14 protein-coding genes and 3 pseudogenes (1 of these 17 running past the window's edge) are annotated in these 16,860 nt (G+C 39.3%); 8 read left to right on the top strand and 9 right to left on the bottom strand.

The window, feature by feature from the left end; genetic code table 11:
• Positions 1-42 precede the first annotated feature (42 nt).
• Positions 43-948: a UDP-3-O-acyl-N-acetylglucosamine deacetylase gene (gene lpxC / locus LEP1GSC062_RS10120; RefSeq protein ID WP_010578938.1), complete on the bottom strand. Its 906-nt coding sequence runs from the start codon at positions 946-948 to the stop codon at positions 43-45.
• A 294-nt stretch (positions 949-1,242) separates the two neighbouring features.
• Positions 1,243-1,911 (bottom strand): SDR family oxidoreductase, encoded by a 669-nt coding sequence (locus LEP1GSC062_RS10115; protein WP_010578937.1) that lies wholly within the window; start codon positions 1,909-1,911, stop codon positions 1,243-1,245.
• 89 nt (positions 1,912-2,000) lie between these two features.
• Between LEP1GSC062_RS10115 and LEP1GSC062_RS10110 the strand changes: the two genes are divergently transcribed.
• The 3 genes and pseudogenes from LEP1GSC062_RS10110 to LEP1GSC062_RS10100 all read left to right on the top strand — a co-directional run bounded on the left by LEP1GSC062_RS10110 (position 2,001) and on the right by LEP1GSC062_RS10100 (position 4,052).
• The gene (locus LEP1GSC062_RS10110) at positions 2,001-2,666 is read left to right on the top strand and encodes a TIGR00266 family protein (protein ID WP_020984147.1); all 666 of its coding nucleotides are present in this window, start codon (positions 2,001-2,003) and stop codon (positions 2,664-2,666) included.
• Positions 2,667-2,681: 15 nt separating this feature from the next.
• Positions 2,682-3,356, top strand: a complete 675-nt coding sequence (locus LEP1GSC062_RS10105; protein ID WP_010578935.1) for a TIGR00266 family protein — start codon at positions 2,682-2,684, stop codon at positions 3,354-3,356.
• A gap of 13 nt (positions 3,357-3,369) precedes the next feature.
• Positions 3,370-4,052, top strand: a pseudogene (locus LEP1GSC062_RS10100) (TIGR00266 family protein).
• A 618-nt stretch (positions 4,053-4,670) separates the two neighbouring features.
• Here LEP1GSC062_RS10100 and LEP1GSC062_RS10095 read toward each other — a convergent pair.
• The 3 genes and pseudogenes from LEP1GSC062_RS10095 to LEP1GSC062_RS10085 form a co-directional block, all read right to left on the bottom strand.
• Positions 4,671-5,565: pseudogene (locus tag LEP1GSC062_RS10095) on the bottom strand (IS982 family transposase).
• Between the two features lie 203 nt (positions 5,566-5,768).
• Positions 5,769-6,257, bottom strand: a pseudogene (locus tag LEP1GSC062_RS10090) (DNA alkylation repair protein); the annotation flags it as partial.
• Positions 6,258-6,767: 510 nt separating this feature from the next.
• Complete coding sequence (locus LEP1GSC062_RS10085; RefSeq protein WP_010578932.1) at positions 6,768-8,087, bottom strand: radical SAM protein; 1,320 nt, start codon at positions 8,085-8,087, stop codon at positions 6,768-6,770.
• Between the two features lie 755 nt (positions 8,088-8,842).
• On the opposite strand from LEP1GSC062_RS10085, the gene LEP1GSC062_RS23120 reads away from it, so the two are divergent.
• Both LEP1GSC062_RS23120 and LEP1GSC062_RS10075 read left to right on the top strand, forming a co-directional pair.
• Positions 8,843-8,998, top strand: a complete 156-nt coding sequence (locus LEP1GSC062_RS23120; protein WP_020984175.1) for a hypothetical protein — start codon at positions 8,843-8,845, stop codon at positions 8,996-8,998.
• A 306-nt stretch (positions 8,999-9,304) separates the two neighbouring features.
• Positions 9,305-10,474, top strand: coding sequence for a lipoprotein LipL45 (locus tag LEP1GSC062_RS10075; protein WP_020984167.1), 1,170 nt, complete (start codon positions 9,305-9,307; stop codon positions 10,472-10,474).
• A gap of 236 nt (positions 10,475-10,710) precedes the next feature.
• Here LEP1GSC062_RS10075 and LEP1GSC062_RS10070 read toward each other — a convergent pair whose 3' ends face one another.
• Both LEP1GSC062_RS10070 and lipA read right to left on the bottom strand, forming a co-directional pair.
• Positions 10,711-11,004 carry a hypothetical protein gene (locus LEP1GSC062_RS10070; RefSeq protein ID WP_010576075.1) on the bottom strand — a complete coding sequence of 98 codons (294 nt, stop codon included), beginning with the start codon at positions 11,002-11,004 and terminating at the stop codon, positions 10,711-10,713.
• Positions 10,992-11,897, bottom strand: coding sequence for a lipoyl synthase (gene lipA, locus LEP1GSC062_RS10065; RefSeq protein ID WP_139357269.1), 906 nt, complete (start codon positions 11,895-11,897; stop codon positions 10,992-10,994). Before lipA ends, LEP1GSC062_RS10070 begins: the two co-directional genes overlap by 13 nt.
• Positions 11,898-11,985: 88 nt before the next feature.
• On the opposite strand from lipA, the gene LEP1GSC062_RS10060 reads away from it, so the two are divergent.
• The 3 genes from LEP1GSC062_RS10060 to LEP1GSC062_RS10050 are packed head-to-tail and all read left to right on the top strand — an operon-like array spanning position 11,986 to position 15,216.
• Positions 11,986-12,747 (top strand): pseudouridine synthase, encoded by a 762-nt coding sequence (locus tag LEP1GSC062_RS10060; protein WP_020984138.1) that lies wholly within the window; start codon positions 11,986-11,988, stop codon positions 12,745-12,747.
• Positions 12,744-14,162, top strand: a complete 1,419-nt coding sequence (locus LEP1GSC062_RS10055) for an MBOAT family O-acyltransferase (RefSeq protein ID WP_020984170.1) — start codon at positions 12,744-12,746, stop codon at positions 14,160-14,162. The genes LEP1GSC062_RS10060 and LEP1GSC062_RS10055 overlap by 4 nt, the downstream gene beginning before the upstream one ends.
• Before the next feature lie 13 nt (positions 14,163-14,175).
• Positions 14,176-15,216 carry a DUF1574 domain-containing protein gene (locus LEP1GSC062_RS10050; protein WP_020984160.1) on the top strand — a complete coding sequence of 347 codons (1,041 nt, stop codon included), beginning with the start codon at positions 14,176-14,178 and terminating at the stop codon, positions 15,214-15,216.
• A 472-nt stretch (positions 15,217-15,688) separates the two neighbouring features.
• Here the strand turns inward: LEP1GSC062_RS10050 and fsa are convergent, their stop codons facing one another.
• Complete coding sequence (fsa, locus tag LEP1GSC062_RS10045) at positions 15,689-16,333, bottom strand: fructose-6-phosphate aldolase (protein WP_002633037.1); 645 nt, start codon at positions 16,331-16,333, stop codon at positions 15,689-15,691.
• 85 nt (positions 16,334-16,418) lie between these two features.
• Positions 16,419-16,860, bottom strand: the 3' portion of a protein-coding gene (locus tag LEP1GSC062_RS10040; protein WP_010578930.1) for a hypothetical protein. It continues 254 nt past the right edge of the window; only the last 442 of its 696 coding nucleotides appear in the window; its start codon lies off the right edge, out of view — the gene reads right to left on this strand; the stop codon is at positions 16,419-16,421.

Here is a 16,860-nt window from a genome sequence, read left to right as displayed (position 1 = left end):
GTTTTTATATCGACATCGACCGAAACGAAAATATCGGAAAGTTTAGACAACTGCCGCTTTTCTTTTGAAAAGAGGAATTCTCCGGCTTTTGTATTTGCTGATTTCATCTCCGGTAACACTGCTCATCACGAGTTTGGCCATGGAAATATCCAGCGCATGCCCCGCTTTAGACGCAAGATAATGTCCAATAATCGGTCGACCCGCGATAGATATGTCTCCAAAAAGATCCAAAATTTTATGACGAACACACTCGTTTTCAAAACGAAGTTGTTGGTTCAGATATCCGTCTTGGGTTAAAACGATTGCATTGTCCAAAGAACCGCCCATCGCAAGACCTTTTGCTTGGAGGGCTTCTACATCTTTTAAGAAACCGAAGGTTCTTGCTGGAAGAATCTCTTGTTTGATCGTTTCTCTATCTAGGGAAATCGTAATATTTTGTCCTTTCAGAAGAGGGTGATTGAAGTCGATTGTGTAGGTTACTTTGAGTTCATCGCTGGGAAGTAAAACCAGATACTTATCTCCGTCCACAACCCAAAGAGGACTTTGAACGTAAATCGGCTCTATAACTTCCGGATATTTTACAATTCCTGCCGATTCAAGTGCTTGTAAGAAAGGAAGCGAGGAGCCGTCCATAATCGGGACTTCCACAGCATCGATTTCCAAAATCAAATCCGTAAGACCAAGCGCGTAAATTGCCGCCAACAGATGTTCCACAGTTTGAATCCTATGAAGACCATCTCCCAGGGTAGTTGCATTACTGGTATCAACCACATTGCTGAGTTCAACGGAAATCGATGCCTTTTCTAAGCCTTTTCGATATTCAAAAACGATTCCTGTACCAGATGGGGCAGGATGAGCTGTTAAATTTACTTCCTTTCCGGAATGAAGCCCAATCCCTTTGATTCTAACTCTATCTTGTATGGATTTTCTATATAGGATTTCTTTCATAGTTTTGAGTATTCGATTTTTATTGACCCTCAACCAAAAAGACGGTCGTTATGGGCTCGAAGTTCGCTTTCAGATTTATTAAGAGACAAAATCCAAATTCTTTCCTAGTTTGAAATCTCATCTCTCTTTGTAATCAAGCAAACTTTATGCCAAAAGATCTATTAAAATCGGTTTTTTCTGACTCCCAAACCAGGATTCACAGCCAAATCCGACATAATTTGGAATCAATTTCATTCCTATTGTCTCTTTTCTGCAACTGTGTACCCCAAGGACCACGGTTATGTTTCATTGCTTTTACCAGGGAAGCTCTTCTCCGTTTTGATGAAAAAACTTTCCTGAGTTGTTTAAATTCAAAGATTCGATTCGTTCTATAAGGCCTCGCGCACTTTCAATGGTAGGAATCCCTTGACCTCCGGTCATTTGAGTCGCTACCATTCCCGGATGGAAAATTCCGACGGAGATTCCCTTGGGACTTAAATCCCGAGCCAAACTCACAGCGATTGCGTTTAAAGCGGCTTTGGAAGCTCTGTAACCATAGTACGCTCCAGAATTGTTGTCACCGACCGATCCCATTCGACTCGTTAAGAAGACGAGCTTTGCATTCGTGTTCAAAGACGGTAAAAGCGCCTTCACCATTTTGAGAGGACCCAAAGCGTTGACTAAGAATTGAGTGAAAACATTTTCTTCTTCCAAACTTTGCAAATTGTCAGGAATCAGAATTCCAGCATTGTTAATGAGAATATCGATTTTCGTATCGAGCAGTTTGGTTGATAAGTCTCGGATCGAATTCGAATCCAATACATCCACACCTTCTAAGATACGAGTCGGTTTTATGAGAACCAAATCTGAAGAAGACTTTCTGCATAAAGCAAAAACTTGATCTCCCTTAGTGAGAAATTGTTTGGTAAGTTCCAAACCGATTCCTCGGTTAGATCCCGTAATCAAAATTTTTCTTTGAACCATATCTTACTTCCAAACTAAAAATACAGATCTGTTCTGAAAGCACTTTTCCGATTGACGTTCTTGATCAACTTTTTTACATTACTGCTTCTATGAATTACGAGATCATTCACAAACCTTCGTATTCTTTTCTGAAAGTAAAATTGTCACCGGGACAAACGATCAAAGCAGAAGCGGGCGCCATGGTTTATATGACTCCCGGTGTCGATGTGGAAACAAAAATGGGAAGCGGGTTTCTTTCTGCAATTTCCAGAAGATTTTTCGGAGGAGAGTCTTTCTTTTTCAACATATTTAAGGCTCCTTCCGGGGGCGCAGAGCTCGGATTTGCTCCCGAGCTTCCGGGTGATGTAGTAGGAGTCGATCTTACAGATACGGGACTTATCGTAGAAGCGGGTGCTTATCTCGCATCTGATGAAACCATCACGATGAAGTCCAAGTTTGGAGGACTACGTTCTTTTTTCGGAGGAGAAGGGATTTTTCTTTTGGAAGTATTGGGAAACGGAAAATTATTTTTAAATGCATACGGTGGAATTCTTCCGATTGATGTTCAAGGATCTTATACAATTGATACGGGACATGTGGTTGCATTCGATAAAAGTCTTCAATATAAAATTACAAAAGCCGGCGGAAGTTGGAAATCTACTCTTTTTGGAGGAGAAGGGCTGGCTATGGAGTTTACGGGTCATGGAAAGGTTTTGATCCAAACGAGAGTGCCTTCGGGCTTTTTGTCCTGGCTCACTGGCCTTCTCCCTGGATAATAAAAAAGGAATATTATGAATATTGAAATTCTCAGCAAACCGTCATATAGCTTCGCGAAGATTCTCCTGAACGCAGGGGAATCTATCAAGGCGGAATCCGGTTCCATGATGTCCATGAGTTCCGGAATCACAATCCAAACTCATAAAGCGCAGCAAGGGGGATTTTTGAAAAGTTTAAAGGCTGCGTTTCTCGGCGGGGAATCTTTCTGGATGAACACGTTTACCGCTTCTTCCGGAAACGGAGAGATACTCCTTGCTCCTACCCTTCCGGGAGACGTAGACAAGATCGAATTATCCGGGACAGTTTACGTTCAATCGAGTTCTTTTCTTGCTTCCTCACCAAACATCGAAATGGATACGAAGTTTCAAGGGCTCAAAGGATTTATTAGCGGTGAATCCTTGTTCTTCCTGAAACTTTCCGGAAGTGGTCCCCTTCTGATTTCAAGTTATGGAGGAATCGACGTACTAAACGTGGACGGTGAAATGATTGTTGATACGGGTCATATCGTAGCTTTTGAAGAGGGCTTGCATTACGAGATGACTAAGTTCGGCGGTTGGAAGTCTTTCTTTCTTGGTGGAGAAGGATTTGTAGCTCGCTTTAAAGGGAAAGGAAAGGTTTGGATTCAATCCAGAAACGTTCCTTCTTTGGGTAGTTGGTTCAGAGACCAATTACCTCCGATCAAAAGATAAGGAAGAATGAATCGTGAAACACGAAATATTATTAAAACCTGATTTTCCAATCATTCAAGTTCAATTAGAAGATGGAGAGTCCATCCGAGCCGAATCCGGTGCGATGGTCGCGATGAGCCCTGCTATAAAGATGGTTACAAAAGCAGAGGGTGGAATTTGGGCTTCTGCAAAACGTGCTCTCTTGAGTGGAGAATCTTTTTTCCAAAATACGTTCAAAGCGGAAAGTGGAAAGGGAATGATTTTCCTAACGAGCGCCACTCAAGGCGATATAGAATACCGCAAGATGAACGGAGAGGATCTGATTCTTAGTCGAGGAGCGTATGTTGCCGGCTCCGAATCCCTTTTGATCGACAGCAAATGGGGAGGATTCAAAGGTTTTTTTCTGGCGAAGGTTTGTTCTTCTTAAAGGTAAGTGGAATTGGGGATCTTTTCTTTTCGAGTTTTGGTGCAATTCATACGATTGACGTTAATGGCCAGTATATCGTGGACACGGGTCATATTGTCGGTTTTGAAGGATCATTAAATTATACGATTCAAAAGGTAGGAGGGCTTAAATCCCTTTTCCTCAGCGGGGAAGGTTTGGTGGCGGTATTTTCCGGAACCGGAAAGTTATACATCCAATCCAGAAATCAAAACTCGTTTGCGGCGTGGGCTAATCAGTGGAGAAGGGTGGAAAAATCCTCTTCTTCAAGTTGATCTTAACATGAGTTCGATCTTAATCTTAATTAACGTGAGCAGGGTCGTAAGAAAGTTTGGGCGAATAAAAAACTAAAGTGCAACGACTCCCTGAACTCAGGCGCAGAGCTTTCCTGAACTCAGCAAACACCTTCCTATCATAACCTTACCCACAAGTACTTGGATCCGAAGATAAATCTGTCGGAATTACGACAAAATCCCCCGTGAAACTTAGTTCCCACCCTTATTTTTGGGTGGGGGTGGAGGTGGAAAGGTTCGGGAAATTTTTCTCTATCAGAAAATCATACTCCTTGCAAGTAAAAAGTCTCATTCTTGTCGGAACACTTGAAAAATATCAGCTTTTGATCCTCATTATCCCAAACTTCTTAACTTGTGGGTAAGGTGATGCCTTCCTATAGGTCAGTGTTTAGGTCGCTCTGCGGGTCGTCGCAGCTCGCGAATTTCATAGATAAAAATGGCTCGCGAACACGCTTTAACTCAATGTTGCTGCCTACGATCGCAACATAATGCTCCAATTCCTTCGGAATTTAACTCAATGTTTCTCCCTACGGGTCGAAACATATAATCGCTTTCGCATTTTGTTATATCGAACTCACGTTAATTAAACGTGAGTTCGGCCTAAGGAGAGAGTAAAAGTTGTAAATTGTCTTTGGATCTCAAATTCAAAGAAGGTTTTTTATGGCAAAAATGAAAATGCAACTAACCCACTTAATAGATTAACAGCCCAATTGAAAAAGCTTCGATGTCTAGTATGTTGAATCTGACAGATATTTTTGAGTTCATCATTTACGGATTCAATGATAGCTCTTTTTCTTAAAAGAATTTTATCAACTAAGGGCATTCATTTATTTTTCATATTCTTTTTAAGTTTTGTAATGAGTTGAATTCCTTTTTCATAAAGACTTTCAAACAAAGATTGACTGATATAACCTTTATCTCCGAAAAGTTTATCGTGAATATTCTTAACAAGTGGAAAAATCACTTTTGAATTCCTGTCGTCGACGTTTCCAGGAGTAATCATAAATGATAATATTTCACCTTGATCATTTACGATTAAATGCAATTTAAAGCCATAAAACCAGCCTGTGCTCGATTTCCCTCGTTGTGCAGTATCTTTAAATACTTTATGAGAATGGATTCTTCTGTTGTCGCATACTTTGAGAATCGTAGAATCAATGAACGATATTCCGGAACATTTTCCCAGACAAGAATTTGATAGAAATGAAGCTATGACAGATAACGCGTTAGGCATCAGTTCAACAAAACGATTGTAACTTACCGCTTTTGGAAATTCCGATTTTAAATTCTTTTTTATTTCTATCAGATAATAATTTTTAAATTCTCTATAATGAGAAAGATGAAAACAGACAACAATCGTTGCTACTTCACTCAGGCTTAACTGAAATTTTCGGTTTCTTTTTCGAACCACCGGACTCAATATTTTCATGTTCCAGTTTATTTTTTGTTGTGTACAATAATCGTCTATCGCACAAAATATCTCTGTCAGATCCATATTTAACCCCTTTCTTGCTGGAAATTTAGTTCAATATGTGATCTGGCGCTTTTCTGTACAAGATTTTTCTCTTTTTTCCTCCTTAGGCCGAACTCACGTTAATTAGGAGTTTGCGTATAAAAAACCGCTAGCGTGGTTTCCTTACAAGATAAGATCAAGAAACAACTTGAAAATCGACTTTAGATTTAAGAAACTCCATTGATAGGTCTACTTCCTTCGGAGGACAATCTACGAATGTTTGCATGCTGGTGAGAAGACCATTCCAACATTTGTTTCCAAACAAAACGCCGGGTGCCGGATCAAAAAAGGACGAATTGAAAATTCACAATTCACAGGAGATCAGTCTTGTAATTCTTTCAATTGCTTGCATCGACTCTTTCGGATAGTCCATTCCAAGTATTTCATCCCAAAAAGATCGTAAGAAAAATCTCCTTTCCCGCAAAAAATTTCTCAAATGAATCCGTAATTTTAAGCAAGGATCCCAAAGTTTTTGGAAAAGGTTTTGGCAAAGTTGCTGCTAAAATCTCTCCGATCCTTCGAATCCTTTGTTTGAGTTCGAGCTTTTCCCAATCTTTTTGTTTGAATTTTCGAATCCATTCTTTCTGAGAAATTGTAGGAAGTTCTTTCGAGAAGGAAATCGCAATTTTTTCTAATACACTTTTTGAATATAAATCTTTGAGTAATTCTGGCATATACGAGATTTCAAAATTTTTCCCTTTGGATTAACAAGATTTCTTTTTTCCATAAACGCAATCGTTTTGTTTTAGGAAATTGTCTTATTAGAGAAATTTCCCGCGAGTGATTTTCGTTAAATTCGATAAATCTATATTTATAGATAAAGTGTCTAATCTTTGAGGAGTGGTTTTATGAAAACGAACGCAAAATTCTTTTTCTATTTGGGAGCGGGGTGTCTTTTATCTCTGGGCTGTTATTCCGGACCATATAGATATACTACGAAGACTGTCGCACTATAAACACAACATATTCTCAACATTGTGATCAATATAACAAGAATTACGGTTATCAAAATCAATCAAGGTATTATCCATATCGAAACAATCCTTACTACTACGAAAATGGGGGATATAAACACAATCGTTTGCTAAATTTTGAGACTATCTCTTCCGATCGACCGATATCAAAAAAACGTTAAAGAAGGAACGGTAAAATGTACATAGATAAAAATGAAAGCAAATATCGTTTTAACTTCTTTGTTGGTAACCAATCACGTCCATAAAAGCGGAAACGGAAAAAACGGCTTTACCCGGACCTGGTTTACCGTAACCGGGAGGAACCGGTAGATTATATTTTTCGAATGTAGCTTTCCATACAGTCAAGAGTTCACAGAAATATTCCAGAGGAGGACCCGCTTGTGTCCCGAGAGTTGTATAAGGTTCAGGGCACCAGGCAGTAAATCGTGGCATGATTCCTTTTGACATAAAAAAATCCAGACCTTCTGCTGTGGAAGCGATCGCTTCCCTAACGGTTGCAAATCCGTACGGTTTGGAAAGTTCCACTCCGCCCACAAAATTTGGAATTACATGAGAAGGTCCGAACACTTCCGCGGAATCCACAACTCTTCGAATCCAGTTGTCTCTTCCAATGTAAGCTTCTTTACCGGGACAGATTTTTTGAAATAAATTCTTATCCCAAACTTCATAATTCGGATGATAAACCTGAATGCCCGCATTTCTGAATTTCTGACAATCTTCGATTTCCCAAGCCTGAGAGACGATCTTACCCATCCATCTTCCCGGAAATTTAGATTCGATCGCCCGCGCGTAATCCAAATAAAAATCAATTTCATTTTTTTTCTTTAAGGATGTGATTACACTTCCGCCGGTAATCGTATAAACCTTTGCGGTTCGATCTTCCGCATCGATCCAAGATAAAACTTCCAAAATGTCTTCGATGTCTTTGATACCAGTGTAGGGACGTCCTGCATTTTTCTGTTGGCGATAGTTATGATTGATATCACAATATGCACATTCCTCTTCTTTTCCAAAATACTGACAGTTTCTAAAAACGGTAAGATAGATCAAATATCCCCATTCGATTACGGGTGCAATCTCACCGGGAAGTTTTCCGTTTTTTGTTTTGTGACGATACCAAGCGGGAAGAGGTGGAAACTCAACATCCCCCAAAAACGTTTCACCAAGATAGAGAGACGGTTTTCCATCCGGAGACTTTTTAACTTTATAGGGAGAGTTCGGATTGTTCCGTGTGGAAATTACGGTAGGAAGAAGATTGAAATGACCACCAGAAACTTTGATTTCTTCAGGAGCTTTGACGTCTGCGCCTTCTCCTAATTCTGAAAGTGGAATATGATCAAAGGAGAATATGAAATAATCTTTAGTTTTGTATTTTCCTGTTACATCAAAGGCTTCTTTAAGAAAATGGATTCCTTGTCTGAGGATATCTTGTTTGACGATGGCTTCCATAGGAATGGATTTGTATTTCCTTTCCATTTCTTCCAGAAGCGGAATGGTAGAATTTTGGCGGATTGAATCTGTGGCTTCCATCTTTGATAAAGACAATGTCTCCAAAGGAACTGAAATGACACGCAGTTTTTTTCGGAAAACGAATCCGATTTTAAGAAGAAATTAAAAAAAGAAATAATCTCTTTAAAAATATGAGAAACCAAATCTTTTACAGTTTTTGGATAAACTCAAATGACCGGCTCGAAGAAATACGAGAGTCTGTCCCCAAAAACCTTAAAAAAACGTGAGTTCGGCGTAAGAAAGTTTGGGCGAATCGCTCGCGAATTTCATAGATAAAATGGCTCGCGACCGCGCTTTTCGCTCCAATTCCTTCGGAATTTAACTCAATGTTTCTCCCTACGGGTCGAAACATATAATCGCTTTCGCATTTTGTTATACCGGACTCACGTTAAAAAAAATCGGTTATAATCATTCGGTAAGTTCGTGATAAAACGTAGGAACTCCCACAGAAAACCGTCCCTACAGACTTTATTGTTGGAACACTCTCGTGGGAGTTCCAACAATCTGAGGTTTTCAAACAGATTCTTGTCCTATTCTGATTGTATTGTTTATTCGATTCGGAATTGTTTTTGGACACAGATTTCCTCTTGAATGGAGTCACATAAATTCCACTTCGGATTTTCGACAAATTCGTTCTTTAAATTTGACTCAACGAAATGATTCCGATTATATTTACATTTCCGTAAGGGGTTCTCTATCATCCCGAAACCAATACAAATCTAACCGACTAGGATGAATCCGAAAAGATCAATCTGATTGAAAAGGAAATACTACGGTTGAAATATAAAAAGAGGAATTTCATCGTTTTAAAAAGGATTCTGGGTGGGGGATTTCTGATCGCCTCCAAAAAATCGATTCATGAATACTCTAAGGGCCCCGAAGGACAGTTTATTGACATGGCAATGTGTGTGGAGAGAAGAAAAACCGCCTAAATCAGTAGATCTGTATGTATGGGGAAAATTTTAGTAACAAATAAAATCTGGATTTAAGGCAGGAAACCAGTAAAAAAATCTCGAATTGAGCTACTCACACGAGTTTCGTTTCAAATGAATTAGCATTTTGGTTAGGATACAGATGGAGTAGTTTATTTTGCCAATTTTGGTTTAGAAATGTTTTCGTTTAGCAAAAAAAAATTGAAAGATTTGAAAAAAAAGATTCTATTGTCTGTTGAGAAATAATAGATAGAGGCTGTCTACCACCCGCAGTCCTGTTATCAATTCAATCTTAAGGAAAATGGTATGAAGAAGCTCTTAATCGTTTCCTCAATCGTATTGGCCGCCGGAGTTTTGGTGTTCAACGCTTGTAAGAAACCTGAAAGTTCCAAGGCAGCCGCTATTGGTAAAGAAAACAGTCCATCAGCTGTTGTTGTGTTCAGTGTAGGAGAAGCTAAAATTCTTCACACTGATTTAACGGAAGAGAGAGCCACATTGGGCGCTAGTCTGAAAACCGGAGATAAAGTCAGTACGAAAAATAAATCCAAAGTCGATATTCAATTTGCAGACGGGTCCGCCGTTCGAATTTCCGAAAATTCTGTAATTGACTTTGATGCTCTTACAATAAATTCGAAGGGTAATTCCGACACAAGGCTCGCACTTGTTTCCGGGAAAGTCTTTGCGAAAGTCAACAAGGCTTCCAAAGAAGATCAATTTTCCGTGGTCACTCCAACCGCAATCGCCGGTGTGCGAGGAACTTCCTTTATCGTAGACAGATCTACATCTTCTGACAAAGCGGTCGTAAAAGTTTTAGACGGCGCAGTTGCAGTAGCTCCTCGAGTTGCTATTCTGGAAGGTTTGAGCGAAGAGGAAATCGCGAAGAATGAAAATCTGAAAAAGATCCAACAAAGCGTTGCATCTTCGGAAGTTATTCTGGAGAAAAATCAAGCTTCCGTTTTGAAGGCTGACGATAAGTCTCTGGACGTAAAAGATTCCTCTAAAATCAGTGAAAAGAATATTGCCGGTGTTGTGAAAAAATTGGATAGTTCCGGAATCTCTAAAAAAGAAGAAGAGGAGATTCGAACAATTGTAACCGTAGACAAAGAGACTACGGAAAAAATGGTTCGTATTAATGAGGAATCGTCCGGAAAAGTTGACGAGCAGAAAGCCGCTTCTCTGGAAGCTGAGAGAAAAAAACTGGAAAGTGAAATAGCAGTTCGTCAGGAAGAAGAAGTTAAGAAATTCAAACAAATCCTAGTTTCCGCTCCCAAAGAACTGAAATCCAGTAAGGATATCGTAAACTACTACGAAAGAATCGAAAAGATTATCATGACCGACGGGTCTTCTATGATCGGCGCAATTGTGGATCAACAAGGATCTACGATGATCGTTCATACTGAGCAAGGGATTAAGAAGATCAATCAAGCGGACGTTCAGGAAGTGATTTACGACTTCCAAACGAAAGCTAAATTTTGATAACAGAGACTGAACCTGAAATCAGGTGGAAAAAACCCAGGGGAAAATTCTCCTGGGTTTTTTATTTTATTACAATGTTCGGCTTCATTAGATGTCAGGGTTTTATGTAAAGTCCTAAAATCAGGTTTACAGAAATCAGGCCGCTTGATGAACAAAATCAGGAGTTAAAAAACCTAAATGCTAATGCCTATCCACTAACATCTATCAGGCGAGTAGAATCGAAAAAGGAACTCATTTCAAAAATCGAATCTTTGGTTCCAGAGCGAATAAATCGATTCCAAAATTTCTTCCATGTCGATGAGCATGATCCGCCCTTTCCAGTGAAGAATCATCTTATTCTTACCGAATCGATTGATTTCTGCCCAGTGTGCGTCTAAGTTCGGGATCAAGTTGATCGTTTTTTCCAAAAGGTTTTTAACTTCAAATTTACTGACGGGACCTTCTTGATTGGAAAGAAATTGAATAATAGAGTGATAGATAAGTTTTTTAATCTCTTCAGAAGAAGGACCAAAGTTTTCTAGGGATTCCATGAGACTTGTTCATCTGCGTGATAGGAACTTCTGACTAGAGGACCCGAAAAAACTCCTTTGAATCCGATGGACTTACCGTAGATTCTCAATTCTTGAAACACCTCTGGGAGAACATAGTTTTTAACGGGAAGATGAGTTGGTGTCGGTTGAAGGTATTGTCCGAGTGTCAGCAAGGAAACTCCGACCCCAATTAAATCTCTCATACACCCTTTCACTTCTTCGACTGTTTCACCCATCCCTAAAATCAATCCGCTCTTCGTAAGAAATCCTTTTTCGGAGGCGATTTTTAGAACGTCGAGAGAACGTTCATATTTTTTCTGAGGGGCGACTTCGGGAAACAAACGTTTTACGGTTTCCACGTTGTGATTGAAAATATCTGGTTTACACTGAAAAATAATTTCCAAAGATTTCCGCCGAACCTTAAGATCCGGAACTAACAGCTCGATCTTACAATCCGGAAGTCCTTCTCGTACCGCTTCCACTGTTTCCGCAAAATGAGCTGCACCACCATCTTCCAAATCGTCTCGATTCACAGAGGTAATTACTACGTGTTTTAAGCCAAGAGCGATTGCCGATTCGGCCACTCGTTTGGGTTCGTCCCGATCCAAAGCGGAGGGTCTACCGGAAGCAACATCACAATAAGAGCAACGTCTCGTACAAATATCTCCTCCCAGCATATAGGTCGCCGTCTTTCTGGACCAGCAGTGGTTTAGATTCGGGCAAGAAGCACTTTCGCAGACTGTGTTGAGTTTTTTTCTCTCCAGAGAATCTCGAACTATGGCAACCGGATTGTTTTTTGGGTCGGGAAAGGTAAGCTTTACTTTGAGCCAATTCGGTTTTTCAGGAGCTTCTTGGAGAAAATGAGTGCGAGGTTTCTTTTTAAGCGGATTTATCATATGTTTCGAATGAATACAAAGTTTCTGCTTCTATCCTCGTATGAGAGAGAGTTCGGGTCAACGAAAGTTTTGGATAGAAGATTTTTTGAGTCTTTTCGAAATGGAAGAATCCATGCAGTCCAAGAATGATTCAAACGCCCGAAACGAAATTCGACTGAATCGATTTCTCGCGGATTGCGGTTTAGGTTCTCGTAGAAAAACAGAAGAACTGATTCTCAAAGGCGAAATTACAATCAACGGCAAACGAGTGACTGATTTGGGAACCAAGATCAAACCTGAGACCGACGTGGTTTCTTATTTAGGAAATGTCGTAGAACCGACAGGAAAACCCAAAAGAATCCTGATTTTAAATAAACCGATCGGATATCTTTGTTCTCACGGAGATCGTTTTCACGAGAAGACGGTTTTTTCTCTTCTTCCTTCGGCTTATAAAAACTTTAAAATTGCCGGACGACTCGATCTCAATTCAAGAGGACTCCTCATTTTGACGAACGATGGTGAATTAGCTCAAAAAATTTCACACCCTTCCAACGGTTCCGAAAAGGAATATCTCGTAACCTTAAACCATGATCCGGGAGAAAAATGGATTCAGGCCGCTTTTCAAAAAGGGATTTTGGATGCAGGAGAAATTCTGCGTGCAAAAATGGTTAAACTCGTTCCGGATAAAAATTGTGTGTATCGCATTACTCTTGGGGAAGGAAAAAAAAGACAACTTAGAAGGATGTTTCACGCATCTGGAGCAAGTGTGATCGATCTGCAAAGAATCCGCATCGGTTCTATACAACTGGAAAAACTGGACTTGGAAGAAGGTAAATTTCTTCTAACTGAGACGGGAATTTGGAAATGAATTTTATAAGTATTGAGTTTCTTTTATTTTTTTTGGTATTCTATCTGATTTACTGGAACGTTCCGGGAAAGAGCAGAAAGTATCTCTTGATCTTAGGGTCCGCGTTTTTTTATTCCGTATTCGGCCTTAATTTTTTATTTCATCTCATTTTGGTCGTTTTTGCCAACTGGTTCTTATACCGATATCTGTACGAAAAAACTTGGTATGTGAAAGCTGTCGTCATTCTCAATATTCTTAATTTGGGTTTATTCAAATATTTTTATTTACTCATGGAGTTTATTGGTTTTGTATTTTCGATTCCAGTTCTTCAAGAAAAGACATCGCTTGACGCGAAGTTTTCGGCTCTCTTTCATTTAGGGGGATTTGAAGTCGTCCTTCCCGCTACGATCAGCTATTATACGTTCCAATTGATCTCTTTTGCGGTGGATTCAAAACGAGAAGGTTTTAATAAGAACGTCAGTCCTACTGGATTTTTCTCTTTTATCTTTTTCTTTCCTGTGATGATTGCGGGACCGATCTTACGATTCGATCAGGTTCGGAATCAATTTGAAAATCCAACAATGACCCCTTCCAAATTGATCGACGGTCTTTGGCTTTTTCTCCGGGGTATCGTTAAAAAGGGATTATTATCTGCGGCCGTTCTTCCATTGATCGCGCCCGTGTTCCTATCTCCGAAAGATTATTCCGGAATCGCACTTTTACTGACTTGTTTTCTCTTTGCGGCCAATCTTTATTTCGACTTTTCTGGACTTACGGATATGGCGAGAGGGATTGGAAAGTTAATGGGATTCGATCTGCCAGAGAATTTTAAGGCTCCGTTTTTCTTCCAGAACTTCGGGGATCTTTGGCGTCGATGGCACTTAACGTTTTCTTTTTGGATTCGAGACTATATTTATATTCCATTAGGCGGATCGAAAAAGGGAGAATTTAGAACAGCCATTAATCTTATCGTAACCTTTATGTTAGGCGGACTTTGGCACGGAGCAAGTTTGAACTTTCTTATTTGGGGTCTGCTCACAGGCATTTATTTGTCTTTGGAAAGATTATTCGAAGTGCGAAGTTGGAAGGTTTTTCCTGAAATTCCTTATGTAAAAGCGGTTATACGTTATGTTTTCGTACTTGTTGTATACTCGATTTCTTGGACTTTCTTTTTTACACCAAATTTTAATTCTGCGACTTCTTCCATTGTAAGAATTTTGACGTTTCAAAACGGACAACCTTTGGTAGGACTCGAAACGGGAATGTATATGCTTCTTTTCGTATTTTTATTTCATATATCAGAAGAATGGCCTGAGAAATATTCGGTTCCCGAAATCTGGAGAGCGAGATTTTTGCCAATCTTAGGTCTAATTATTCTTTTTATCATGATTGGAATGAATGCAGGAAACGCGGACTTTTTCTACTCAAGGTTTTAACGGGTCTTTATCGATGAAGAAAATTTATATCTATTATCCGATTCTATTTCTTGTATTCATATTTTGTTTGGATAAAATATTTACTCTCGAATATTTTCAAAAGAATTTTATTCAAGCCGGCAATACGGTCTATTATACCCAAAGAAAATCCCTATTTGAAAAATTGATTCATGATAAGAACTTAAAAGAACGTTCTTTGGCGCTTGCTTTTGGAGATTCCAGAGCTTATCCGTATTCTGCGATGGGAATCGACAAAAAGCTGCAAAAGGATTGGGTATTATACAATTTCTCCGGCCCCCAAGCGGTTCCGGCTTACGGTTTCTATTGGTTTGAAAAAATCATCAACCAAGGATTAAAACCTAAATTTGTATTTTATGTCGTAAGCCCGGAAGGCTTCGACGATACCAAAGGAATTTTTTACGATCCGTTTTTAAAATACGGAGCGGACGACGAATTTCTACTTAAGTATGCGGATCAGATTTCGTTCGAAGATCGCAAGAAACTGCTTCTAGATCGCCTTTTTGCTGTTAGACGAGTTAATCCAGATTTAAAATTATTCTTCAAAAGACTTCAGGAAAAAAAATTAACCGAATACAATCCGGCATTAAACACGGAATATATGGTTCTCAATTTGAACCATGGAGAACAATTCGCATATACCACCTTCTTAAACGATCCGGATCGGTTGGAAAAGGATGCAGCGCGAATCCGAAATTTGTATCTTTCTACGTTCACTCTTGGACCGACTCAGTTCTTTTTTGTAGAGCGATTTTTGAAGTTAGCGAAAGAAAACGATGTAAAAGTTTATCTCATTTGGCCGAAAGTTTACGAAACATATCGAAAACGTTATTACGAATTGGAAATGGAAAAAACTTGGTGGCCAAAAATTCAAGATCTTGCAAAGCGATATTCTGCGGTTTCGGTCGATTTGAATACTCAGACTTCCTGTGAACTATTCTATGACGCTTCTCACCAATCAATTATGTGTTTTTTGGAATCGATGAAATTGATGATCGACGATTATTACGGTTTTAAAAAGATTTCGATACCTTAAAAAAAACGATACCTTAGAAAAGACTTTGGGATGAAATCGATTTTGAACTTGTCCCAAAATCTGAAAATGTGAGATTCAAAGAGATTATAATTCCCGTTTTTTAAAATAGAGTCCTCTATCGTTTGCATTTGCGAAGAGGTAAGTCGAATGGAAGCACTATATTCAATACCCATGGATTAGTCGTAGCCGTTGGATTTTGAGCGGATTTGTCTTATCTTAGGAGGGTAGATCTTTTTTGTATATGATCCTTTCCACAAAGGACATTTTGCAACTTGGGTGATCTATGTTTGATTAGGCGATTACGATTTAATGTAAAACAAAAGCCCTCTTTTAAGAGGGCTTGCTATTGGTTTTTCTTTTTAGAATTCTAAGAGTTTGTACTAAAATTTTCACAATCCGAAAATTTTCGCATCGCATCGGTACAGAAAGAAAAAGATTTTAGGACAAATTCTAAATTCGTTTTTTAAAAAAGTTACCACTTTAACTTTTTGGAATCTTCCAAAAACTTTTCAAGCCCAATATCGGTTAATGGATGTTTGAAAAGTTGCAAAAATGCGGAATGAGGCATAGTCGCGCAGTCGGCTCCTCTCAAAGCGGATTCCTTTAGATGCATAGGCCCGCGAATGGAAGCTGCTAGAATTCTCGTATCATAGCCGTAATTGTCATAAATTTCTCTGATTTCGGAGATCAGTTCCATTCCGTCCCAGCTTGTATCGTCGACTCTTCCGATAAACGGAGAAATATAAGTGGCTCCTGCTTTCGCGGCTAGAAGAGCTTGAGAAGAGGAAAAACAAAGAGTTACATTTGTAGGAATATTTCTTTTGGTGAGCTCTACAACAGTTTTAAGACCCTCCGGGATCAAAGGCACTTTGATAACTACGTTTTCGGCAATCTCTACAAGCTCTAGGGCTTCTTTCATCATTCCATCGAACTTTGTAGAAAGAACTTCCGCACTCACAGGACCGGAAACTATGGAACAAATTTCTTTGATGACTTCTCTAAAATTTCTTCCCGACTTAGCGATGATCGAAGGATTAGTAGTCACTCCGTCGACAAGACCGTAGGATGCGATCTCTTTAATTTCATCTATGTTTGCAGTATCCAGGTATAATTCCACCTACATGCTCCATAAAAAAGGATGCTTAGAGCATGTAGGAAGAGATAGGTGCAGGTCAATAGAATTTTGAGGGAATTCTTTTCTTTTATGGAATCAAATCGCGAAGAGTTTTAATTTCTTCCGCGCTGAAAAATTCTTTGTATTCCTTTTCGATCTGAAATCGGATCGCGGAACTGAAGTAGTCCACTCTTCTTGTGAAAGGCATTTTTTTATAGGCTTCTTTCCACTGAACCACGTAACCCCCCTTGGGAGGAGATTGTTTCTCATCCGTTTTTTCCCAAAGAATCGCTCCCCCAATTTTGTTTTCGGCTAAGGATTCTTTCTTAGGTTTTCCATATTTCTGTTCTAGTTTTTGTTGCACGTCTTTTCCGGGAAGATATCGGAATAAAACTCCCACAGAAAATAAAATTCCAGGAGCGGAATGATTTTCCTCTTCCATTTCCGATTTATCATTTGGAGGAGAGACTTGATTCTTAGGTCTGGAATCAGTCACAATTTTAGGAGTGGAATAAAAACGATACGAATAG

This window comes from Leptospira alexanderi serovar Manhao 3 str. L 60 (genome assembly GCF_000243815.2).
Classification (GTDB): domain Bacteria; phylum Spirochaetota; class Leptospiria; order Leptospirales; family Leptospiraceae; genus Leptospira; species Leptospira alexanderi.
Note: the sequence above shows the minus strand (reverse complement) of the source record. Positions and strands in the feature narration are given on the sequence as shown.

Bases quoted from the DNA above. Each gene is read 5' to 3' on its own strand.
- lpxC (WP_010578938.1), bottom strand. From the start codon at position 948: ATGAAAGAAATCCTATATAGAAAATCCATACAAGATAGAGTTAGAATC.
- LEP1GSC062_RS10115 (WP_010578937.1), bottom strand. From the start codon at position 1,911: ATGGTTCAAAGAAAAATTTTGATTACGGGATCTAACCGAGGAATCGGT.
- LEP1GSC062_RS10110 (WP_020984147.1), top strand. From the start codon at position 2,001: ATGAATTACGAGATCATTCACAAACCTTCGTATTCTTTTCTGAAAGTA.
- LEP1GSC062_RS10105 (WP_010578935.1), top strand. From the start codon at position 2,682: ATGAATATTGAAATTCTCAGCAAACCGTCATATAGCTTCGCGAAGATT.
- LEP1GSC062_RS10085 (WP_010578932.1), bottom strand. From the start codon at position 8,087: ATGGAAGCCACAGATTCAATCCGCCAAAATTCTACCATTCCGCTTCTG.
- LEP1GSC062_RS10075 (WP_020984167.1), top strand. From the start codon at position 9,305: ATGAAGAAGCTCTTAATCGTTTCCTCAATCGTATTGGCCGCCGGAGTT.
- LEP1GSC062_RS10070 (WP_010576075.1), bottom strand. From the start codon at position 11,004: ATGGAATCCCTAGAAAACTTTGGTCCTTCTTCTGAAGAGATTAAAAAA.
- LEP1GSC062_RS10055 (WP_020984170.1), top strand. From the start codon at position 12,744: ATGAATTTTATAAGTATTGAGTTTCTTTTATTTTTTTTGGTATTCTAT.
- LEP1GSC062_RS10050 (WP_020984160.1), top strand. From the start codon at position 14,176: ATGAAGAAAATTTATATCTATTATCCGATTCTATTTCTTGTATTCATA.